Genomic DNA, 22,900 nt, shown 5'->3' on the forward strand with positions numbered 1-22,900 from the left:
TTGTAAATTATAAAAGCGCCAGAGCTACAAGTAGTGTAGTTGACGAGGTGGAGTTTTATCGAGATTTCGGCGGATGACTCCCGGTTGTTCATCACAACCGCAAACTTTTGCTTAAAACATTAAGGTGACTTAGTGGACAAAGGTGAAAGTGTGATGAGAGAAAAGGAACGGATGAATACTAGCTGTATAAGTATATACGGACTTTAACCCAATCGAGAGGAAGGTGAAAGCCGTTACAAGCTTACAGGGCTAGCAATATGTAATCCGTTTTTTTTTAGTACAAATAAAAATGGTATCGGACTATGTCGTTACATGTTCGCAGAGCAGTGTAAGCATTTGTAACGGCGACTAAACATGTGTGGAATCGTAGGATTTATTGGAGAGCAAGATGCAAAGGAAATTTTATTAAAAGGTTTAGAAAAGCTAGAATATCGTGGATATGATTCAGCAGGTATTGCAGTACAAGCAGAGAACGGTGTTGTTGTATACAAAGAAAAAGGCCGTATTGCAAAACTTCGCGAAGTCGTAGAGGAGAATGTAGCAGCAAGTGTGGGAATCGGTCACACACGCTGGGCTACACACGGTGTTCCAAGCAAAGTAAACGCGCATCCGCATCAAAGTACATCAAAGCGTTTTACATTAGTTCATAACGGTGTAATTGAAAACTATGAATTAGTGAAAAAAGAATATTTACAAGATGTAACGTTCGTAAGTGAAACAGATACAGAAATTATCGTGCAGCTTATGGAACAACAAGTAAGCACAGGACTAAGTGTAGAAGAAGCATTCCGTAACACGTTATCTCTTTTACATGGTTCTTACGCAATCGGACTACTTGATGCTGAAAATCCAAACATGATTTATGTTGCTAAAAACAAAAGCCCGCTATTAGTAGGTGTTGGTGACAACTTTAATGTTGTGGCGAGCGACGCTATGGCGATGTTACAAGTTACAGATCAATTTATCGAGTTAATGGATAAAGAAATCGTAATTGTAACGAAAGAAAGTATTACAATTAAAAACTTACAAGGTGAAACGATTGAACGTGCACCTTATACAGCGGAATTAGACGCAAGTGATATTGAAAAAGGAACATATCCTCATTTCATGCTAAAAGAAATCGATGAGCAACCACTTGTAATCCGTAATATTATTCAAAAGTACCAAGGTGAAAATGGCGAGATTGAACTGGATGCAGATATCCGTAATGCAATCTTAGATAGCGATCGTATTTATATCATTGCATGCGGAACAAGCTATCATGCAGGTCTTGTTGGAAAGCAATTCATTGAGAAATTTGCGAAAGTACCAGTTGAAGTACACGTAGCAAGTGAATTCTCTTATAACATGCCATTATTAACAGAAAGACCATTCTTCATTTACATCTCACAAAGTGGTGAAACAGCTGATAGCCGTGCAGTACTTGTGCAAACAAATGAAATGGGTCATAAAGCATTAACGATTACGAACGTACCTGGTTCTACGCTTTCTCGTGAAGCTGATTATACACTTCCGTTATACGCAGGACCAGAAATCGCAGTTGCATCGACGAAAGCATACACAGCTCAGCTTGCAGTACTTTCAATCTTAGCGGCTGACATTGCAAAAGCGAAAGGTGAAGTTCTTGATTTTGATTTAACACAGGAGTTAGGACTTGTAGCAAACGCAATGGTAGTACTTTGTGATCAAAAAGAAGAAATGGACGCATTAGCAAAACAATTTTTAGCAACAACGCGTAACTGCTTCTTCATCGGACGTAGCGTAGACTTCTTCGTAGGTTTAGAAGGTGCGTTAAAACTAAAAGAAATCTCTTACATCCAAGCAGAAGGATTTGCTGGAGGAGAATTAAAACACGGTACAATCGCCTTAATCGAAAACGGTACACCGGTTATCGCACTTGCTACACAAGAGCACGTAAACCTTGGAATTCGTGGTAACGTGAAAGAAGTAGTAGCACGCGGAGCTAACCCATGTATCATCTCAATGAAAGGCTTAGAAATGGAAGGCGATAGCTTCGTATTACCAGCTGTACACGAAGCACTAGCACCGCTAGTAGCAGTTATTCCATTACAACTTATCTCATACTACGCAGCACTTCACCGCGAGTGTGACGTTGATAAGCCACGTAACTTAGCTAAGTCTGTTACGGTTGAGTAGAGGTTGGTAGATTTGAAATAAATTTGTGAAACTTCACCCCTTTGGATATTTTTATCTAAAGGGGTGTTTTTGTGTCCAAAAGAAAAAGAACATCTAAAATCGATAAATGGATTAAAGAGGGGCGAGGAACTAGCTGTGGGGATGGATAGAATCCCCACTGATTAAAGTTTCACTTTATCGGATTTGGAAAGGAACTACTTTTGTTTATCTGAATTTTCTGTTATCATTTTTAGGTATTCGTGAACAATTTCCTTTATTACACAGGAAGAGACGATAGATTATTAGACATTACGAGGGGGCTTATTAATGCAAATAAATGAAAAAACATATTTAAGTATAGAAGAGATTATTTCATTACCAACCTTATCAGATACAAACATAAGTGATGATGGAAAAAACGTAGCATTTATAAAGAAGACGGCTAATTGGAAAGACAATACATATAGGAATCATGTATGGATATATGAAAAAGATAAGGGACAGAGTTACCCATTAACAAATGGGGATATAGATAGTACATGCCCGTTATGGTCTCCAAATTCTAGGGATATCGCATACCTTAGCCCAGTTGGTGACGGGGGTAATAAGAAAAATCAAATCTTTGTTAAATCAATAGATGGTTATGACGGGGTTCAAATTACTGATGAGAAAGAAGGAGTCAGTAATTTTAAATGGGAGCCTACTGGAAAGGGTTTTTATTATGTTGCGCAGTCAAAAGAATGTGAGGAGATAAAGAAACGTAAGGAACGATATGGGGATTTTCAACATATAGGTAAGGAACACGAGCACAATTGTTTATATTACATTGAAATAGAAAAAGTGATACAAAATGATGAATATGAACATGAAAACAGAGTTGTGTATCAACTAACTGATGGGAAGGATTTTCATATCCATGAATTTGATATTTCAAATGACGGGAAAAAGGTTGTATTTATGGCTACACCAAGCCTAAACGATTATATGAATGGTGATCTATACATATTAGATGTTGAAGCTAGGGAACTACAAAAGATGAATGTAGATAAGTTGTTGGGCGGGAGCGTTTGTTTTTCTCCTGAGGGCAGCAAAATCTGTTACTCAGCAAGCATAAGAGAGAGGGATTACTATAGAAACCATATACAAGAAAGTACATTAGAGATATATGATATGAATATTGGAGGGGTAATTCAGCCTCTAACAAACTTTGATAGTACGGTTATGCCATTACAGTGGACAGCTAAAGGGATTTTAATTAGATGGCAGGATAAAACGAATTATCTTATTGGATTGCTAGCTGAAGATGGCACTGTGGAAATATTAAGCGAAAAAGTAGATGGCTTTATAATGGATGCTTCTATAACAAAGGATGGAAAACATATATCCTACAATAAGGCTATAACAAATGAAACTTTTGAAATCTATTTAGACGACAAAAAAATAACGGATGAAAATAGCTTTTTCAAAGGGAAACTTAAAAGTAACAGGGAAATCATCTCATGGAAAAGTAATGAGGGTCTTGAAATAGAAGGTGTTTTATCAACGCCGGTAGAGTTTGACACTAATAAAAAATATCCTTTATTAGTAGTAATTCACGGCGGTCCGGCTTGGGCATCCTTTCCGATATTTTCAGACTGTTTTAATGAGAAATATCCTATTGAACAGTTTATCGAAAAGGGCTTTATAGTTTTAGAGCCAAACTACAGAGGAAGTTCTGGTTATGGTAATGAATTCTTAAAAGCAAACTATAGAAAACAGGGAATCGCTGACTACGATGATGTTATATCTGGAGTGGATAAACTTGTTGATCAAGGGATAGTAGATAAAGATAGAGTAGGGGTTATGGGATGGAGTAACGGGGGATATATATCAGCTTTCTGTTCTACATTTAGTAGTAGATTTAAAGCTATTTCAGTTGGAGGTGGAATTACTAACTGGAGTACCCATTATGTACATACAGATATCCCTTACTTCATTAGGATGTATTTAGGAAATAATCCATGGGATGATCCAGATATATATATGAAAACATCACCAATGACATATATTAAATCAGCCTGTACGCCCACCTTAATCCAACATGGTGAAAAGGATGCAAGAATTCCAACTACAAATGCATATGAGCTATATCAAGGGTTAAAGGATATGGAAGTTGATACAGAATTAATTATATTTAAAGGAATGGCATATAGTCCTAATCAGCCAGGAACTAACGTGGCTATTATGAAGCAGAATTTGATGTGGTTTTCACACTATATTCTTGGAGAAAGTATGAAAGATTTTAGGGTTTTATAATGGATATACTCGGAGGATACATAAGGAAGCTTTTTTCTTATTTATCCTGTAATTGCAGCTCTATGATTTCCATGTGTTTTTATAGCGAAAAAGAGCATCTGAAATTAAAAAATCGAGGGACTGTTGAGTGACAATAAGATGTTTCGTTAAAAGGTCAGATTGTTGAAAAAGAGATTTAATAAATTATATAATTTATTGTAAACTGCATTCAAACAATTATTGAGAAGATTTATTTTGAAACATATACTTAAATGATTATAAGGAAACATAATATGGAGGACTAATATGACAGGGAATAAAAATGATTTGCCAGTAGAACAACGTGAAGAGTTATTCAAAGTATTGAAAGCTCGCTTTGAGAAGAATATGAACCGCCATGAAGGTCTTGAATGGATTAAAATCGAGGAAAAGCTGGATGCTAATCCTGAAAAATTATGGTCACTTAACGAAATGGAAGTGACTGGCGGTGAACCGGATGTTGTTGGGTATGACAAAGAGAAGGACGAGTATATTTTCTGCGATTGTTCAAAGGAGAGTCCTAAAGGCCGCAGAAGCCTTTGTTATGATCTTGAAGCGTTAGAATCAAGAAAAAAACATAAACCAGAAAATAACGCTATTGATGTGGCAACCGCTATGGGTATTGAACTATTAACTGAAGAACAATATCGAGAGTTGCAACAACTTGGAGATTTTGACATGAAATCATCGAGCTGGGTACAAACACCTTCAGATATTAGGGAACTCGGTGGTGCACTTTTTTGTGATTATCGCTTCGGACACGTTTTCGTGTATCACAATGGAGCAGATTCCTATTATGCTGCCAGAGGTTTTCGTGGTTCGCTAAGGGTTTAAGTTTGGCATAAATAAGAAAAGAGCCTGTATTCAGGCTCTTTTCTTATTATATATTCAGCAATTTATTTAGGTAATGTAAATTTAGCTTTTTTACCTTGTGAAATATCTTTTGCCTCTTTATTTCTCATAGGTCCTAACTCAATCTCAAAGCTTTTGTCTTTCCAAATTTTTTCATACTGCTCTTGATCTAATGTATATACTTGTAGTAACTCTCCAGACGTTCCGGTTTTAACGGAAGCATTATAGTCGTAATTTAATAGCATACCTTCGCTAATTGTATATTGTGTACCATCATTAACTCTTAATGTAGAGCTTATAGGAGATAGTGCGACGTCTTGCGTATCTTTGTTATCAAGTTTGAATTTGACTGTTAAAAGAACAATACCATTTTTGAAATTTGCAAATCGTGGAGCCTCGACAGAGTTTGGCGTGAATTGAGCAAATTGATATCCATCTAATGTAACGTTGACAGCACCTAATTCTTGACTGTTATTAATACCGGATTGTTCTTTTAACATTTTTTTATCGCCCATGTTATTAGCGGTAGCTTTATCTTGGTAGAAAGTTTTATCTGCTGCAACCTTTTCAGCGCCTTGAGCGTTTAAACTTAATGAAAAGTTTCCAGGGCTTCCGATTGGGGCATCAAATTTCCCTTTATTAGCTTGTGCAGTTGGAACTGTGACTGAGACTGTTGAGAGACTTGAAATTTTCGCTAAATCATCTTTTCCAAACGGATAAGCGATATAACCAGAAATAGTTTCTCCTGCTTTTACTAAGTAATCATTCGTTGGAGCAAGCTTAGTTGGTAGCTGATCTTCTTTTGGAATTAAATCTTTATAGTTACTATATACTTTCTGCGCACCAGTAAACGACATGTCCAATGCTGGCATATAATAGATATCTTTAGCTGAACTATTTTTTACGCTATAGTTCACAAGAATAACCCCGCCCTCTGTTTGACGGTTAAATGGAATGTTGAAGTCTGTATGGAAGCCATTTAATTCAACTAATGTATAACTATTCATTGATACTGAAATATCTTCAGCTTTATGTACTTGTGGTTCCTTATTTTCAAAAAGAACTTTTGTTTTACCACCTGTTTCTTTTTCCATATAGGAAATCAGCTTGGAATAATCGCTTGAGCTAGTAGCTGTAGCTTCAGTTTTTTTATCTTCTGATTTTTTTTCTTCAGGTTTATTTTCTTTCGCTGTATCCGTTTTTTCTGTTTTGCTTTCTTTGCTTGCAGTTTCTTTTTGTTCTTTATTTGTCGTATCGCTTTGACCGCAGCCAGTTATTACAAAAGCTGCTACAATTATTGTAGAAAATAAAGAAAGTAATTTTTTTGACATGTTTCTTCCCCCTATTTGTTTAAAACTAAACTCTCACATTAGCCCCACGTTTTATTATAAGAAGGTTAGTCAATATTTACCAGTATTTTTTCTGATTATTTTTATTATTTGGATATTATAATATAATAAAGTTAATAGAAGTTCATCATGGAATATCGGTTTTTATTTTTTTATCATTTGAAATATTACATCATATTGGTATGATAGAAACAGAGATATATGGAAAGGGGACAAAGACTCGATATGTGGATGAACTTGTAATGATTAGAATTTAGATAGATGAATTTTTCTCTCATAAGTGAGGGGTTATTTAGCTATCTGTAAATCATTCAAGGACTGCATATTTGGCCTGTACATCCCTTTTGTAAGGATAGATGCCTATTTTATGTATCTGTCTTTTTTGACGGGAAAGTTTATATCTCTTATATAAAATATGCGGCCTTTAATTTGGAGGAGTATATGATGAATCAATTAAAAAATAAAGTAGCAGTTGTTACAGGTGTTAGTCGTCTAGATGGTATAGGGGCAGCTATTTGTAAAGAATTAGCTGGGGCCGGATACGATATATTTTTTACGTATTGGATGAATTATGATAAAGAGATGCCTTGGGGCGTTGATCAAAATGAACAAATACAATTAAAAGAAGAGCTGTTACAAAACGGTGTTAAAGTATCAAGTACGGAGTTAGATTTAACTCGGAATGATGCATCAAAGCAGCTTATAAATAAAGTTACTGAACAATTAGGGTACCCCCATATATTAATTAATAATGCAGCGTATTCTACGAATAATGATTTCTCTAATTTGACTGCCGAAGAGTTGGATAAGCATTACATGGTAAATGTTCGTGGGACTACATTGTTAAGTAGTGAGTTTGCACGTGGATTCAAGAAGAAGTCCGGTGGTAGAATCGTTAATATTACTTCGGGACAATTTAAAGGGCCTATGGCCGGGGAGTTAGCGTATGCAACAACGAAGGGAGCTATTGATGCTCTTACTAGTACGTTGTCAGCAGAAGTGGCCCATTTAGGAATAACGGTGAATGCAATTAATCCAGGTCCAACCGATACAGGGTGGATGACTGAAGAGATAAAACAAGGATTAAGACCGATGTTTCCTTTTGGTAGAATTGGTGAGCCAAAGGATGCAGCAAGGCTAATTAAGTTTTTAGTAAGTGAAGAAGCAGAGTGGATTACTGGGCAAGTTATTCATTCAGAAGGTGGATTTAAAAGATAAAGTGAAACTTTAATCAGTGGGGGTCTTACTGCCCACAAATAGCGGGATAAAAAGAAGGTATCTCACCCTGGTGAGATACCTTCTTTTTTAATCTTTCTTCAATCTTCGTGCAACACCATTTCCTAAAGACTGCAATCCTTGAACGAGGATAATTAAAATAAAGACTGTTGCATACATCACTTCAGGTTCGTAGCGTAAGTGCCCGAAGCGATATGCCAAGTCCCCTAGCCCGCCAGCACCTACAAGTCCGGCCATTGCTGTTGCACCAATTAAGCCAATTGTTGCGATTGTTAATCCGAGTACAAGAGAAGGGCGAGCTTCTTTAACCATGACGTGCCAAATAATTTTTATAGTAGAGACTCCCATTGCTTGATATGCTTCAATGACGCCGCGATCTACTTCTAATAAAGCAGTTTCCATTAAACGTGCGATGTAAGGGGCTGTGAATACGACAAGTGGTACGATAACACCTTGCACACCAATGGATGTTCCCATTAGAAACTTTGTAAAAGGTAAAATGAAGAATAATAGAATGATAAATGGAAGAGAGCGAATGATATTGATAACTGTATTAAGAATAGGATAGATAATTTTATTTTCTCGCTGTCCACCAGGTCTCGTTAAAACAAGTGTGACACCAAGTGGCAATGCAATAAGGATAGAGATAAGTAGTGAAATAGATGTCATTTGAAATGTTTGAATGGTTGCTTCCCATATTACGTTACCCCATTCATCCAAAAAGGACTTGTTTCCCATAATCAGTTCTACCTCCTTCTACGATGATCCCTTGCTCTTGTAAAAATGATAAAGCACGGTGTACTTCATTTTCTTCACCTTGCATATGAACGACAAGTTTCCCATATGCTTCATGTTTTAGCTGTGTAATATTACCGGATAGAATGTTCGGATATACTTGGAAACGTTTTGTAGCGACAGCTAATGCCGGTTCCCCTGAAGGGGTCCCTATAAATGAAAGTGTTACGATCTCACCAGTGCTTTGTAGCGCTTTCTGTACTTCTTCTGGAATCTTCGCTGCGAATGCGCTATTTACAAATTTTTTCGTTGTTACATGTTGTGGGTTTGTGAAAATATCTTTCACAGTCCCGCTTTCGACTACTGCTCCATGTTCCATAACGGCAACTTGATCACATATACGCTGGATGACGTTCATTTCGTGTGTAATTAGTAAAATCGTAATCCCGATTTCTTCATTAATCTTTAATAATAAATCAAGAATAGAATCGGTCGTTTCCGGATCTAATGCGCTCGTTGCTTCATCACTTAATAAAACTTCAGGCTCATGAGATAGTGCGCGAGCGATCGCTACACGTTGTTTTTGACCACCAGATAATTCACTTGGATAGGCATCTTTTTTATTAAAGAGATCAACAATGCGTAAATACTTTTCTACCCTTTTTTCAATTTCATTTTTGGGCAGACCAGATAGACGTAAGGGGAGTGCGATGTTTTCATAAACGGTAATGGTTTTAAGTAAATTGAAGCCTTGAAAAATCATGCCGATTTTTTGCCTCGCTTTTGCAAGTTCTTTTGTCGATAAGGTTGTTAAGTCTTGATCGTTTACAATGATATTTCCTGTCGTTGGTTTTTCTAATAAATTTACACAGCGAATTAATGTACTTTTACCAGCACCGCTATATCCAATGATTCCAAATACCGCGCCCTTTTCTACTTTAAGAGAAGTAGATTTAAGAGCCTCAACATTCCCTTTTTTTGTTGTAAATACTTTGGAGACGTTTTTTAATTCAATCATTATAGTCAGCTCCTACCAAGACGGTAAAACAGAACCATCGAATTTTTTCTCAATGAAATCTTTTACTTCTTTAGATTGATAAGCTTTCTTTAATTTATTTACAACTGCATCATCTTTGTTCTCTGTGCGAACAACAACCCAGTTCACATATGGTGAATCTTTTCCTTCGCGGAAAATAGAATCTTTCGCTGGACTTAATTTTGCACCTAATGCGAAGTTCGTGTTAATTGCGGCTGCTTTCACTTCACTTAGCTGCGTTGGTAATTGAGATGCCTCTAATTCAACAATCTTTAAGTTTTTTGGATTTTCAATTACATCTTTTGCAGTCGCTTTTTCTGTAGCCTTTGGATCAACTTTTAAAACGCCTGCTTTTTCAAAGAGCTTTAAAGCGCGAAGTTCATTTGTTGGATCGTTTGGGACAGCAATTGCGTCGCCATCTTTTAAGTCTTTTACATCTTTTATGTCTTTAGAATATACGCCCATAGGGAATGTTACTGTTGAAAATACTTCAGTTAATTTCATGTTTCGTTCGGCTTTAAATACATCTAAATAAGATTTAGTTTGATAGCTATTTACATCAAGGCTTTTTTCATCTAAAGATACGTTCGGTGCTACGTAATCATTAAATACTTTTACATCAATTTCGAGCCCATCTTTTGCTGCAACTTCTTTCACCTTCTCAAAAATTTGTTCATGAGGTCCGCCTGTTACACCAACGGTAATCTTTTTCTCATCTAATGCTTTTACCTCTTTATCAGAATTAGCACCACATGCACCTAACAATAATACAGCTCCACTTACAATACTTAATAATACCTTTTTCATCTATAATTCCCCCTTAATATACGTTTCAAAATAAAAAGCACCTCTCAAAAATAAGAGAGGTGCCGAATAGACGAAATAGGTTCCTCTCTTATCTTCCAAAACGAAAATCGTTCTGCAGGAATTAGCACCTTAGCTTATACGTTATAAGCTCGGTTGCCGGGCATCATCGGGCCAGTCCCTCCGCCACTCTTGATAAGAGTATGTGTATGTAGTTTTTAAATATGGTACTAATAGTAAATCTTACAAAAAGAATTGTCAACATTATTTTCTGAATATATTTTATTTTAAGGTAATGGAAATATTACCTTTTTTATGTCCTATCTCTACGTACGTATGAGCCTCTGAAATTTCTTCTAACGGGTAAGTTCTATCAATAACAGGCTTTAGATTTTCTGTTTCAGTTAGTTTTTTTAGTAGAAACATATCTTCTTTACTTACTTTTGCCATCATTCCATTGACTGACACGTATTTACCGTTAGCGGTTAATGCTTTCTTGCAATGAGATTTTTTAATTTTTCCAACTGCATCAAATATAATATCGTAGCGTTCATCTCGCTTTGTAAAATCTTCTTTCGTATAATCAATTACGTGATTAGCCCCTAAAGATTGTACTAGTTCAAAATTTGAATTACTACAAACAGCCGTAACGGTCGCTCCGAAATATTTAGCAAGTTGTACGGCAGCTGTTCCTACGGATCCAGATGCGCCGTATATGAGCACTTGTTGCCCTCTTTTTATACGGGCCTTTCTTAGGAAGTGTAATGCCGAAGTTCCGCCAAAAGGAATAACTGCAGCTTCTTCATACGTCACATTGGTAGGTTTTAATGCTACTAATCCACTTTCATGTACACATGTATATTCTGCATAACCACCAACATTAAGCTCTGTTAATGCAAAAACTTGGTCTCCTTTTTTAAATAGAGTTACATCCGTTCCTACTTCTTCAATTTCCCCGGATAATTCTACGCCGAGTATAGGTTTTCTCGGTTTTCTGAAACCTAATATGATCCGCATAGGAACCCAAAATAAGAGTGGGCTATTAAAGCCCCGTATTCTACAATCTCCAGTCGTTACACTTGTTGCGTGAATTTTCACTAATACTTCATTTTTTTTAGGTGTAGGTTTTTTTACATGTTGGAGCTTGAGAACATTAGGTGGTCCGTACTTTGTGCAAATAATCGCTTTCATAATGACCTCCTGAATTTAGTTGTTTTCTTTACATCATATTTAAGTGTTTCTTGAAACATGTTGTTATGAGAGGAATAAAATTAGATAGAAATATTTAAAAATATATGGATTTAAAAGGAAAATAGATGATATCCTTTTGGAAAGGAGGGGGAATTATGAAAAAACTTATTTTAACTTCTAGTTTAGTCCTTGCAGTTATTTTAGGTGCAGGGTGTAGTAATGAGAAAACAACAAAAACTGATGAACCGAAAAAAGAATCGGTACAAAAAGAAAAGGAATTAGCAGCGAAGGATGTTTTCAAGAAAGCGAATGAAGCTTTTAAAAACGAGGAAAATGTAACGATGACATATGATGTAGGGATAAAAGCTGAAGGAACAGAGATGAATATTCTAAAGGCTAAAATGCAATTAGAGCCAAAGAAAAAGAATTCTCGCTCTGAAATGAATGTTTCTGGTACAGATGTTGTAGTCTATGCTGTGGACGGTAAAGTTGCTGGTCAGGTGAAAAATCCTAATACAGGAGAAGTTATATCTGTACCGGAGGAGCAATTAAATGCTAGCGGAATGAAAGCAACTCAAGATATTGTAGATAATTTAGAAGTGCCAGCAGTAGTTTTAGATAAAATGAAGATGGAGAAAAGCGGAGACAAATATAAACTGAAGTTCATATTAAAAGGGCAAGAAACAGAGAGTATGTTAGCTAGCATGGATGAAACGCAGAAGAAAATGCTACAAGCACAAAACGCAAAGATAGAAGAAGTGGATGCAGAATATATCATTACAAAAGATTTTAAATATGAATCAGCGAAGATAGATATGATTATGAGTAGTAATGGTGAGGATAAGGCACACATTATTACGAATGCAAAATATACATCGTACGAAAAGTTTGAGCCAATACAATTGCCAGTAGCAAAGTAACAGTCTTGATGAGGGAGGGACCTAAAACAAAGGGTCTCTCTCTTTTTTGTTAATACCTTCTTCGTAGGAAAATAGGTACAATATGAAGAGGAAGAACGTTAGAAGAGGAGAGTGCCATTTGAAAAAAAGAAAGATAGCAGTTGTAATTGTAGCGTATACAGTGTTGCTCACAACATCTATATATACATACAAAGAGCAACTGGATCATCCTATTATGAGTGATGTAGGAAAGTTGCTTCCAACGAAAATTAAACGTGTTGAAAATGCTGAGGATGAAAGTTCATTAAAAAAGTTAGTGCAAGATGCGAATGTTTCTGGAGAGAAGATTTCTATTGCAGGTATGCAACATAGCCAAGGCGGGCAGACGTATTATCCGAACGGTACGATGCTTGATATGAAAGGGTATAATGAAATATTAGAATTCGATCCGGAGAAGAAGAGGATTAGGGTACAAAGCGGTGTCACATGGAATGATATTCAAAAGAAAATCAATCCATATGGTCTTGCAGTTCAAGTGATGCAATCTCAAAATATTTTTACTGTTGGTGGTTCATTAAGTGTAAATGTACATGGGCGTGATATTCGTCATGAAGCATTGATTGATACAGTAGAGTCATTCAGATTGTTAATGGCAGATGGTACGGTGCGTAATGTAAGTAGAAAAGAAAATGCTGATTTGTTTCCGTATGTAATTGGTGGATACGGATTGTTTGGTGTGATTTTAGATGTGACGCTACAGTTAACAAACGATGAATTGTATGAAACGCATACGAAGGTACTAGATTATAAAGAATACTCTTCATACTTTAAGAATAAAGTGCGAAGGGACGAGAATATACGTATGCATTTAGCACGTATTTCTGTTGCCCCAAATTCATTTTTAAAAGAAATGTATGTGACAGATTATGTACTGGCAGAAGATCAACATAAGTTGAAAGAGTACAGCAAATTAAAAGAAGAAGATATTATAGCTGCGCCGAAATTTTTGCTCGGGTTATCACGTTATAGTGACTGGGGAAAGGGCGCATTTTGGGATATACAAAGAAGTTATTTTGAACGTACAGATGGTAAGTACGAAACTCGAAATAACGTAATGAGATCTGATAGTGCTTTTATGGAATACGATAATCCAAACTTGACCGAAGTTTTACAAGAGTACTTTGTACCGATAGATGGTTTTGCAGAGTATATAGATGATTTGCGAAGTGTTTTAAATGAAGAAGAATTAAACCTTCTTAACATTACAATCCGCTATGTAGAAAAGAATGAGAATGCGGTGCTATCTTATGCGAAAGATGATATGTTTGCGCTTGTGCTTCTAATTAATCAAGGGCGTTCTGAGGATGAAATAAAGAAAACAAAAGTGGTCATTCAGAAGATGATAGATGTTACTTTAAAGCATAATGGAAGTTATTATTTACCGTATTATTCTTATCCGGCAAAGGAGCAACTAAAGAAAGCGTATCCTCGCATAGAAGAATTCCTTCAGAAGAAGAAGGAAGTAGACCCAGAGGAAAGGTTTGTGAATTTATTTTATAAGGAGTATAGCAAATGACATATAGAAGATTTGTAGCTTCACAAAGCATTATTATGATGGCTGGTAGTATGGTATTTCCTTTTTATATACTATTGCTTCGAAATGTTGGGAATAGTTTCTCACAATTTGGCTGGGCTTACGGTTTATTTGCCTTAACTTCAGCTCTAGTATATCCGTTAGTTGGAAGAATCTCTGATAGGGTAGGTGATAGAAAGTTATTAATTGTATACGCTTGGTCTATGGCTATATTAATGCTTTGTTTTCCTATTGCAACAGAAGTTTGGCATGTATACATTCTCCAAATTTTAATGGGTATTTTTGGTGCTGTGCAGCGTAATACGGAGAAGACATCGTTAGCACGAAAGGTAGAGCAGAAAAAAGCTGGTTATGAGATTGGAAAATATCATGTGTGGACATCGGTTGGAGGAGCAGTAGCAGTTATTGCAACAGGATATTTAGTAGATTTCTTTACGATTGGCACCATCTTTTATATTGCATCTATTTTATATGCAGTGAGTGGAATTGTATTAAGTAGCAAAAAAATATAATCATACCCATTTTTACCTGATTACCCTTTATTTGTTATACTTATGGAGAAGACAAAAGAAAAGGGGACATTGCCTTTGATGAAATTTATAATTTTAGCTATTCTCACTTTGTTTTTGATTCCATGGGCTAGAAGCGGTAATAAAATTCGCGCGGTGGATAAAGGAGGAAATGAGAAAGTTGTAAAGGGTAAGAAATCATCTATTTTAGTTATTCCTGTTTTATTTTGGATAGGTATTGCAATCTATGAATATTTTTGGTTAATTGATGATCGGGTAGATTCAATTCTTACTCATTATTCTGTTGCAGTAGCGATTTTAATTGGTCTTGTCTTATTTTCACAAGAGAAGGTAGGGAAATTAGAAGGTACTTTAAAGGGACTTCTAATGCTTGTTTTACTCGTAAGTTACGGCTATTTTGGTTATTTACATGATATAGTAATCTCGCAAAAGAAATATGATTCTGTTGTTAAGGTAGAGAAAGATATTTCAGAACCATTTACTGAAAATGACCAACCGTTTACAGTTCCGCCTAAAACAGCGGAAAATAAAATGAAAAAGGTATTTGGTGATATTCCGAAAGTAGCTTATTTTGAGCTAGGGGAATTAACGCCACAAATGGTAAATGGTGAAGCCTTGTATGTAGCGCCGATTGAAGTTTCGGGATTTTTTAAAGCACGTAAAGCGGAAACAATACCAGGTTACGTAACGATGTCAGGTACGAATCCTGATGCGGAAGCGAAATTACATCTTGGTTATAAAATGAAGTATGTACCAAGCATGTTTTTCGGTAATAAATTAGAACGTGTCGTTCGAGAGGCAGAGCCAGATTTAATCTTTAAAGGGAAACCAAAATTTGAAGTTGATGATAAAGGGAAACCGTATTATACAATGACGTACGGTGAGTTTATTTCAGGAAGATCAGGGTTTGAAGTAGAAGGCGTTGTCGTTGTTGATGCAGAGACGGGTGATGTGAAACGATATGGTAAAGGGAATGCGCCTAAATTCGTTGATGGTGTATTAAATCATGAAACAGCATCTACGTTAAATACGTACTTTGGGAAATATATTCACGGATTTTGGAATACGAAATTCTCACAAACTGATATGAAGATTCCGACTGAGTGGGGGACGAAGGAAGGCGTTACGCCAATCTTCGGAAAAGATGGTAGACTGTATTACTTTACAGACTTTACCTCTCCGAAAGAAGGAGTAGATTCTGCCCTCGGTTATTCATTAGTCGACGCACGTACAGGAAAGTTGTATTACTATAACGGAAAAGAAGTAAAGGGCATTATGGATGGTTCGGCTGCTACAGAAGTAGTGGATAATTCCTTTAAGAGAGAGAAATGGCATGGGACGATGCCGGTTATTTATAACGTATACGGTAAACCTTCTTGGATTGTACCGGTTATCGATGACGGGGGATTAGTACGTGCTCATACTGTTATATCTGCTTCTAATGCAAAAATATTTGCAACAGGCTCGACGCAAAAAGAAGCACTTGAGAATTATAAAAATGCGCTGAGCGGAAGTGGAGATTCATTTAGACCGACTTCAAATGGAAAAGAAGCGCAAAAAGAAGGTATTGTACAACGTGTATACAAAGAAAAATCAGGCGAAAATACAATTGTATACGTACTGTTAGAGAATGAACAAAAAGTATTTATGATACCTGCAAAAAAATTCCCATATGCTATGTTTACAGAGGTGGGAGATCCAATTCAAATCACATATTTAGATACAGGAGAGGCGATGTCTTCCGTATCTAAATTTACAAATAGCAATTTGAAAAAGTAAAGCGATAGAATTTCTATCGCTTTTTTTTTACAGTATAAAACAGGAAAATGCACTATACTTGACGTATGTTTATGTTGTAACTATAATTGTTACGATTCGGCATATATAGGAAAGGGTGAATGGAAAAAGTGAATGAAGTTAATCACGAAATATATAAACCTGTAAAGATGAACAGGTTATGGATGATTCTTGTATTAGGGACACTTACGGCGATTGGGCCATTATCTATTGATATGTATTTGCCTTCGTTACCGAAATTAACGGATGATCTACAAACAGGTGCATCTCTTGCCCAGCTTACGCTTACAGCTTGTTTGCTTGGGCTTTCAGTAGGACAATTATTTGTCGGTTCAATTAGTGATATTTACGGAAGGCGCAAACCTCTTATTATTGCTCTTATTATTTATGTAGCTTCTTCCTTACTTTGTGCTTTTGCGCCATCTATTTGGAGTTTAGTACTTTTACGTTTCTTACAAGGTGCTTCAGGGTCTGCTGGTATCGTTATATCACGTGCAATGGTAAGAGATATGTACTCAGGTTCTGAAATGACGAAGTTTTTCTCGCTGCTCATGTTAGTAAACGGAGCAGCACCTATTTTGGCACCGATTATTGGAGGACAATTGTTACAGTTTACAACATGGCGCGGTGTTTTCATCGTTCTCGGGGCGATTAGTGTATTCATGTTAATATCAGCTACGTTCGTATTACGGGAAACATTGCCTCCGGAAGAAAGAGAAACAGGTGGTTTATCAGGAACGTTGGCGACGTACGGAAAACTTCTGAAAGATCGTTTGTTTATGGGATATGCGTTGTCACAAGGATTAGTAACAGCGGCAATGTTTGCTTATATATCGGGTTCACCATTTGTGTTGCAAAACATATACGGGGCATCACCACAGCAGTTTAGTTTGTTCTTTGCGATTAACGGTATCGGTATTATTATTGCTAGTCAAATTACTGGCCGTTTAGCAGGAAAAGTGAATGAGAAAACATTATTCGTTTCTGGCATTATTATTGCTGCTGTTGGTGGTTTATCGTTACTGCTTACAATCTTATTAGGAATAGGCTTAATTGGTGTTTTATGCTCGTTATTCCTTGTTGTATCAAGTGTTGGGGTTGTATCAACAACTGGCTTCTCGTTAGCGATGAGAAATCAAAAACAAGCAGCAGGAACAGCATCAGCTTTACTCGGTTTATTACAGTTTATTTCAGGAGCACTTGTAGCACCATTAGTAGGTATTGGTGGAAGTAATACAGCATTACCAATGGGGGGTGTTATAGCTCTTTGTGAAATTGGTGCTGTGTTATGTTATTTATTTATGGCAAAAAGAAGTGAAAAGCAGTTTGAACTGCAACAAAACCAGAATTTAGAAGCTTGATAAAAAAGAGCTGATTCAAACATTTCTTTGAATCAGCTCTTTTTTTCATTTCTTTGAAATAACTCATGCAAAAGTTATTTGCATAAAGTGACGATACTGTGACAAAAATGTTGATATGTATATTAAGATATCGTCTTAAGTGTAAAAAGTAGGGTGTTCTCGGTATAATAACAAGTGGAGATAAAAGAAACTATAATTAGTAGTAGCTGTAGATAAAAGGAGAATTCGAGATGAAGAAGGTTTTGGGTATTGCTGTAATGGGAAGTATGATCCTTCTAGCAGGATGTAATGGAAATAAAGATACGAAAGAACCGAAAGAAAAGGTAGAGCAATCCACTGAGCAAACAGAAGAAATGAAAGAATACAGCGCAGTACATGAAAAATATGATACGAAAATAAATAAAGAAATTAATAAGGCGTTACAGTTATTTGAAGTGGCAAAAGAAAAGGGCGGTAAGGAAATAACTAATGCTAAATATAAGGAAGACGTGCAAAATGTAACAACGGGTATGTTAGAAGATATAGATCATATGCGTAAAGAAATTCATGTACCGAAGTCGAAAGAACAAGAACATGAAATGTATGTTGGTTTCTTAAATGAATCGGAACAAGCGATGAAAAAATTACAGAAGTTAGCTAAAGAAGAAGATTCATCGTTGATTCGTGATATAGAAATTAATTTTTCAACAGCATCGACATACTATAAACGTTTTCAGGAAGAAACGAAAAAATAACCTTGCGCATGCAAGGTTATTTTTTCTTCTTACCATCGCCATCTTCATCCTCGCATACTAATACTTTTTGCTCTTCGTGAAATTCGGAAATAGTTTGTCCGGTAATATTATCGAAGGGGGTGTAAAAAGAGGTGATGCTTTTCTTTTTAATGAAGAGTTTATAAAAACCAATGATAACGAGTATGACGATTGTTAATGGTAATCCTATAGTCGCTAGAAGTAAGGGATCCATCGTATAACTCCTTTAATATGATTTCTTTTTAATTATAAGCGAAAAACTGCGATGTAGATAAACGCCCTTATTAAAAACTGATTTTTCTAAATATATCCAATTTGATTGACTTTTCATTTTTTCAGAATTATAATTCGAAATATACAATTTGAACCAAATAATAATATAGCAATTTACTTATCCAGAGAGGTAGAGGGACTGGCCCTATGACACCTCAGCAGCGGGTTCTGCAAGATGAACACCGTGCTAATTCCAGCAAGCAAGTCTTGAAAGATAAGTGATGGGCCTTTGTTTATTAAGCCTTGATCTTATTTTTTAAGATCAAGGCTTTTTGTATTCTAAAAAGAGAAAAGGGAGTAATGGAAAAAAGTACGTTCATAAAACAAAGTAAATTCATGTGTTTAGGGGGTTATTGAAGTGTATGTAATTAAAAAATTATCGGTTATGGTGTTCACACTATGGGTTATTACGACAGTGACATTTCTAATTATGCATATTATTCCGGGAGATCCATTTTCATCAGATGCGAAAATCTTTCCTGAAGAAGTGATCCAAAACATGAGAGCGAAGTATCACCTTGATGAACCGTTATGGAATCAATATGTTGCTTATTTAGATGGCGTAGTGCATTTTGATTTTGGTGAATCTGTTCAATCAACCGGACAAGGTGTATCAGAAATTATAACAACTGGCTTTGGTCCATCGGCAATTATTGGTCTACAAGCACTTGTTATTTCGTTGTTAGTCGGAATTGTAGCAGGTACATTTGCGGCGCTATATCATGGGAAATTGATTGATTATAGTGTGAGCTTGCTTGCGATTCTTGGTATTTCTATTCCTAGTTTTATTTTAGCGCCACTATTTATACAAGTATTCGCCATCAAATTTGAATTACTACCAGTGGCGTCTTGGGGAACATTTGATCATACTGTATTACCTTCCTTCGCATTAGCGTTAGGGCCAATCGCGGTTATTACAAGATTTGTTCGCTCTAATATGATTGAAGTGTTGCAGAGTGATTATATTAAGCTAGCGAGAGCAAAAGGTATACCAATTAAGAAAATCATTATAAGACATGCTCTTCGAAATGCGATTGTTCCGGTACTTACATTTGTTGGCCCATTAATGGCTGGACTTTTAACAGGGACTTTCGTTATTGAAAAAATCTTTTCAATTCCTGGTCTAGGAAAATATTTTGTAGATAGTATTTTTAATCGAGATTATCCGGTGATTATGGGAACGACCATTTTCTATAGTGCGCTATTAATTGTATGTATTTTTATTACAGATATTATTCATCGTATTGTTGATCCGCGCATTCGTTCTATTACGTAAGGAGGGGGATGTTTAAATGGGGGCTTATGAAATTAATGACGAGTTATTAACGAATGAAGAGAAGAAAGAATTAACGATAAATAAAGATCAGCAAACGATTAGCCGAAAGAAAGAAGTATTTCGTAAATTTGTATCAAATCCAATCGCAGTTTTAGGGACAGTAACGTTATTACTAATTATTATTTTCTCTCTTATCGGTGAAAGTTTAACGCCATTCACTGCGAGTGAACAAGTAAAAGAAGCAACAAACTTCCCACCTAGTAGTGAGCATTGGTTCGGAACAGATGATTTAGGGAGAGACATATGGGCGCGTACTTGGGCTGGAGGGAAAATATCACTAACAGTTGGATTAGTAGCGGCTGCCCTTGATATAGGATTAGGTGTACTAATCGGTGGCTTTAGTGGATATGTGAGAGGACGTAATGGCCTTGGAACGTTAATTGACGAGTGGATTATAAGAGGGATTGAAGTACTATACGGTATCCCATATTTGTTAATTGTTATTTTACTATTAATCGTTATGAAACCAGGACTTTTTACAATTATAATCGCCCTTGCATTAACGGGATGGATTGGCATGGCGCGTCTCATTAGAGCACAAGTCTTATCTTTGAAACAAAGAGAATTTGTTATCGCAGCAGAACGGTTAGGTACATCGCATATGAAGATTATATATGGACATATCATTCCGAACTTAACAGGTATTATTATCGTAAATTTATCATTTACAATTCCAGCAGCTATTTTCTCGGAATCATTTTTAAGCTTTATCGGACTTGGGGTACAATCACCAGCAGCGAGTTGGGGGACGATGACGAACGATGCACTAGGAACATTATTGAGCGGAGAGTGGTGGCAACTATTCTTCCCAGCAATCATGATTGCACTCATTATGTTCGCATTTAATGCAATTGGTGATGGTTTGCAAGATGCAATTGATCCGAAGATTGTAAAACGAAATCGAAAGGAGAAAAAACATGGGACAGCTCTTATCTTTAGAAAACGTAACGTTAGCCGTTGAAAAAGAGAATAGTAAGCAAGCAATTGTGAAGCATGTTTCCTTTTCTATTAACGAAGGTGAAATAGTTGCACTTGTAGGAGAAAGTGGTTCGGGAAAAAGTGTTACAGCGCAATCTATTATCGGCTTAAACCAAGAATCAATTCATATCGATGCTGGAAATGTATCTTTCGAATCGAAGGAGTTAACTAATTTACAAGAATCCGAGTGGAATCAAGCTCGCGGGAAAGATATTTCCTTTATCTTTCAAGATCCGCTTTCATCTTTAAATCCAACGATGAAGGTAGGTAGACAAATTACAGAAGTGATTTTGCAGCATGAAAAGAAATCGAAAAAAGAAGCAAAAAAAATTGCGATTAATTTACTAAATGATTTAGGGATACATGAAGCAGAGAAACGCTTTGAACAATATCCACATCAATTAAGCGGGGGGATGAGGCAGCGTATTTGTTTAGCAATTGCATTTGCTTGTCATCCAAAGCTTGTTATTGCAGATGAGCCGACAACAGCGTTAGATGTAACGATTCAGAAACAAATTATGGGGCTATTAAAAGAGCGGAAAGAAAAACAAAATACGAGTATTTTATTAATTACTCATGATTTGGCGCTTGTGCGTGAAGTAGCGGATCGAGTAGTTGTTATGTATGGGGGACGTGTTGTCGAGAAAGGAACGATAGAAGAGGTAATAGGTTCTCCTAAACATCCATATACGAAAAGCTTATTACAAGCAATTCCGAATATGGATGATTCTGAAAAAGTATTACGTGCAATAGAAGGAACGACACCTTCTATTGAAACATTAAATAGCTTTGGTTGTCCGTTTGTAAATCGTTGTCCAGTGGCGATAAAAGAATGTATTCATCGATTCCCAGAGAGAACAACATATTCTGAGGAGCATAGTTCACATTGTTGGCAGCACATTCTGGAGCATAATAAAGCGAAATCAAAAGAGAAGGTGAATGCCTCATGACGACAGATTTAATTACTGTAAAGCAAGTAACGAAAACGTATGGAAGTAAAAATAAAGAAATCGCAGCGTTAAAAGGTATATCACTTTCTATCCCCAAAGGAACAACGCTTGGCATTATTGGAGAAAGTGGTTCTGGAAAGACAACACTTGGTAAGCTCATAGCTGGGATCGAGCGTCCAACGTCTGGTGAAATTGATTATAACGGTCAAGTTGTTCACAAGCTGAAGTCAGCTTATAAGCGGGATTTCTTGCAGAAAGTACAGTTCATTTTTCAAGATTCCACAGCTGCATTAAATCCGCGCTGGAAAGTACGCGATATTGTAACAGAAGGCTATATTTCATTCGGTTTAGGCGATAAAGGATTGAAAGATAAAGTCGCAGGTGATGCACTAGAGCGTGTTGGATTAGATAGACGATATATTGATCGATATCCACATGAATTTAGCGGGGGACAACGTCAACGTATCGCTATTGCAAGAGCGTTATTATGTGAGCCAGAAGTTTTAATCCTTGATGAACCAATTTCAGCATTAGATGTTTCACTGCAAATCCAAATTGTACATCTGCTGCAAAAGATTCAAAAGGAACAAGGCTATACATATTTATTTATCGCGCATGATTTACCGATGGTTCACTATTTATGTGAAAAGGTGGCTGTCTTATACAAAGGGGAACTTGTTGAATTTGGAAATACGGAAAAAATTTTCCGTAATCCACAACATTCTTATACAAAAACATTATTAGCATCAACACCAAAAATTTCAGGTTAAAGGAGAAT

At 36.3% G+C, this 22,900-nt stretch carries 20 protein-coding genes, 2 pseudogenes and 2 riboswitches; of the genes and pseudogenes, 16 read left to right on the plus strand and 6 right to left on the minus strand.

Annotation, left to right across the window (positions count from 1 at the left end; all coding sequences use genetic code 11):
• Window positions 1-153 precede the first annotated feature (153 nt).
• The 5 genes and pseudogenes from QUF93_RS03360 (at window position 154) to QUF93_RS03375 (ending at window position 5,283) form a co-directional block, all read left to right on the plus strand.
• Window positions 154-342 (plus strand): annotated as a pseudogene (locus QUF93_RS03360) (hypothetical protein).
• 12 nt (window positions 343-354) lie between these two features.
• Window positions 355-2,157, plus strand: coding sequence for a glutamine--fructose-6-phosphate transaminase (isomerizing) (glmS, locus tag QUF93_RS03365; protein ID WP_002115352.1), 1,803 nt, complete (start codon window positions 355-357; stop codon window positions 2,155-2,157).
• A 71-nt stretch (window positions 2,158-2,228) separates the two neighbouring features.
• Window positions 2,229-2,416: pseudogene (locus QUF93_RS28980) on the plus strand (TnsA endonuclease N-terminal domain-containing protein); the annotation flags it as partial.
• A 47-nt stretch (window positions 2,417-2,463) separates the two neighbouring features.
• On the plus strand, window positions 2,464-4,431 hold the full coding sequence (locus tag QUF93_RS03370) for a S9 family peptidase (RefSeq protein ID WP_289357839.1): 1,968 nt from the start codon (window positions 2,464-2,466) through the stop codon (window positions 4,429-4,431).
• 285 nt (window positions 4,432-4,716) lie between these two features.
• Window positions 4,717-5,283, plus strand: coding sequence for a DUF4256 domain-containing protein (locus QUF93_RS03375; RefSeq protein ID WP_002115359.1), 567 nt, complete (start codon window positions 4,717-4,719; stop codon window positions 5,281-5,283).
• 62 nt (window positions 5,284-5,345) lie between these two features.
• Here the strand turns inward: QUF93_RS03375 and QUF93_RS03380 are convergent, their stop codons facing one another.
• On the minus strand, window positions 5,346-6,632 hold the full coding sequence (locus QUF93_RS03380; RefSeq protein ID WP_289357840.1) for a DUF5068 domain-containing protein: 1,287 nt from the start codon (window positions 6,630-6,632) through the stop codon (window positions 5,346-5,348).
• Window positions 6,633-7,091: 459 nt separating this feature from the next.
• Between QUF93_RS03380 and QUF93_RS03385 the strand changes: the two genes are divergently transcribed.
• On the plus strand, window positions 7,092-7,868 hold the full coding sequence (locus QUF93_RS03385; protein ID WP_289357841.1) for an SDR family oxidoreductase: 777 nt from the start codon (window positions 7,092-7,094) through the stop codon (window positions 7,866-7,868).
• Window positions 7,869-7,955: 87 nt separating this feature from the next.
• Here QUF93_RS03385 and QUF93_RS03390 read toward each other — a convergent pair whose 3' ends face one another.
• The 4 genes from QUF93_RS03390 to QUF93_RS03405 all read right to left on the minus strand — a co-directional run bounded on the left by QUF93_RS03390 (window position 7,956) and on the right by QUF93_RS03405 (window position 11,652).
• Window positions 7,956-8,624, minus strand: coding sequence for a methionine ABC transporter permease (locus QUF93_RS03390; RefSeq protein WP_098561489.1), 669 nt, complete (start codon window positions 8,622-8,624; stop codon window positions 7,956-7,958).
• Window positions 8,599-9,639, minus strand: coding sequence for a methionine ABC transporter ATP-binding protein (locus tag QUF93_RS03395; RefSeq protein ID WP_289357843.1), 1,041 nt, complete (start codon window positions 9,637-9,639; stop codon window positions 8,599-8,601). The genes QUF93_RS03390 and QUF93_RS03395 overlap by 26 nt, the downstream gene beginning before the upstream one ends.
• Before the next feature lie 12 nt (window positions 9,640-9,651).
• The gene (locus QUF93_RS03400) at window positions 9,652-10,464 is read right to left on the minus strand and encodes a MetQ/NlpA family ABC transporter substrate-binding protein (protein WP_289357844.1); all 813 of its coding nucleotides are present in this window, start codon (window positions 10,462-10,464) and stop codon (window positions 9,652-9,654) included.
• Between the two features lie 85 nt (window positions 10,465-10,549).
• Window positions 10,550-10,663, minus strand: a riboswitch (SAM riboswitch).
• Window positions 10,664-10,743: 80 nt separating this feature from the next.
• Window positions 10,744-11,652 (minus strand): NAD(P)-dependent alcohol dehydrogenase, encoded by a 909-nt coding sequence (locus tag QUF93_RS03405; protein WP_289357846.1) that lies wholly within the window; start codon window positions 11,650-11,652, stop codon window positions 10,744-10,746.
• A gap of 155 nt (window positions 11,653-11,807) precedes the next feature.
• Here QUF93_RS03405 and QUF93_RS03410 point away from each other — a divergent pair, with 155 nt between their 5' ends.
• The 6 genes from QUF93_RS03410 (at window position 11,808) to QUF93_RS03435 (ending at window position 18,567) form a co-directional block, all read left to right on the plus strand.
• Window positions 11,808-12,572 carry a hypothetical protein gene (locus QUF93_RS03410; RefSeq protein ID WP_289357847.1) on the plus strand — a complete coding sequence of 255 codons (765 nt, stop codon included), beginning with the start codon at window positions 11,808-11,810 and terminating at the stop codon, window positions 12,570-12,572.
• Between the two features lie 118 nt (window positions 12,573-12,690).
• Complete coding sequence (locus QUF93_RS03415; RefSeq protein ID WP_289357848.1) at window positions 12,691-14,127, plus strand: FAD-binding oxidoreductase; 1,437 nt, start codon at window positions 12,691-12,693, stop codon at window positions 14,125-14,127.
• Window positions 14,124-14,657, plus strand: coding sequence for an MFS transporter (locus tag QUF93_RS03420; RefSeq protein WP_289357849.1), 534 nt, complete (start codon window positions 14,124-14,126; stop codon window positions 14,655-14,657). The genes QUF93_RS03415 and QUF93_RS03420 overlap by 4 nt, the downstream gene beginning before the upstream one ends.
• Before the next feature lie 78 nt (window positions 14,658-14,735).
• On the plus strand, window positions 14,736-16,454 hold the full coding sequence (locus QUF93_RS03425; RefSeq protein WP_289360953.1) for a DUF3981 domain-containing protein: 1,719 nt from the start codon (window positions 14,736-14,738) through the stop codon (window positions 16,452-16,454).
• A gap of 119 nt (window positions 16,455-16,573) precedes the next feature.
• Entirely contained in the window at window positions 16,574-17,833 is a 1,260-nt protein-coding gene (locus tag QUF93_RS03430) for a multidrug effflux MFS transporter (RefSeq protein WP_289357850.1), read from the plus strand.
• A 230-nt stretch (window positions 17,834-18,063) separates the two neighbouring features.
• Entirely contained in the window at window positions 18,064-18,567 is a 504-nt protein-coding gene (locus tag QUF93_RS03435; protein WP_289357852.1) for a hypothetical protein, read from the plus strand.
• Window positions 18,568-18,583: 16 nt separating this feature from the next.
• Here QUF93_RS03435 and QUF93_RS03440 read toward each other — a convergent pair whose 3' ends face one another.
• Window positions 18,584-18,799: a DUF3951 domain-containing protein gene (locus tag QUF93_RS03440; protein WP_098253241.1), complete on the minus strand. Its 216-nt coding sequence runs from the start codon at window positions 18,797-18,799 to the stop codon at window positions 18,584-18,586.
• Window positions 18,800-18,973: 174 nt separating this feature from the next.
• Window positions 18,974-19,079: riboswitch (SAM riboswitch) on the plus strand.
• A gap of 137 nt (window positions 19,080-19,216) precedes the next feature.
• On the opposite strand from QUF93_RS03440, the gene QUF93_RS03445 reads away from it, so the two are divergent.
• From QUF93_RS03445 to QUF93_RS03460, 4 genes are read left to right on the plus strand one after another with little or no spacing between them, the layout of a single operon-like run.
• Window positions 19,217-20,134, plus strand: coding sequence for an ABC transporter permease (locus QUF93_RS03445; RefSeq protein WP_289357854.1), 918 nt, complete (start codon window positions 19,217-19,219; stop codon window positions 20,132-20,134).
• A 16-nt stretch (window positions 20,135-20,150) separates the two neighbouring features.
• Window positions 20,151-21,155: an ABC transporter permease gene (locus QUF93_RS03450; RefSeq protein WP_289375200.1), complete on the plus strand. Its 1,005-nt coding sequence runs from the start codon at window positions 20,151-20,153 to the stop codon at window positions 21,153-21,155.
• Window positions 21,112-22,122 carry an ABC transporter ATP-binding protein gene (locus tag QUF93_RS03455; protein ID WP_289375202.1) on the plus strand — a complete coding sequence of 337 codons (1,011 nt, stop codon included), beginning with the start codon at window positions 21,112-21,114 and terminating at the stop codon, window positions 22,120-22,122. The genes QUF93_RS03450 and QUF93_RS03455 overlap by 44 nt, the downstream gene beginning before the upstream one ends.
• The gene (locus tag QUF93_RS03460) at window positions 22,119-22,892 is read left to right on the plus strand and encodes an ABC transporter ATP-binding protein (protein ID WP_289357858.1); all 774 of its coding nucleotides are present in this window, start codon (window positions 22,119-22,121) and stop codon (window positions 22,890-22,892) included. The genes QUF93_RS03455 and QUF93_RS03460 overlap by 4 nt, the downstream gene beginning before the upstream one ends.
• Window positions 22,893-22,900 lie beyond the last annotated feature (8 nt).

Source organism: Bacillus hominis, from assembly GCF_030348325.1.
GTDB lineage: Bacteria > Bacillota > Bacilli > Bacillales > Bacillaceae_G > Bacillus_A > Bacillus_A hominis.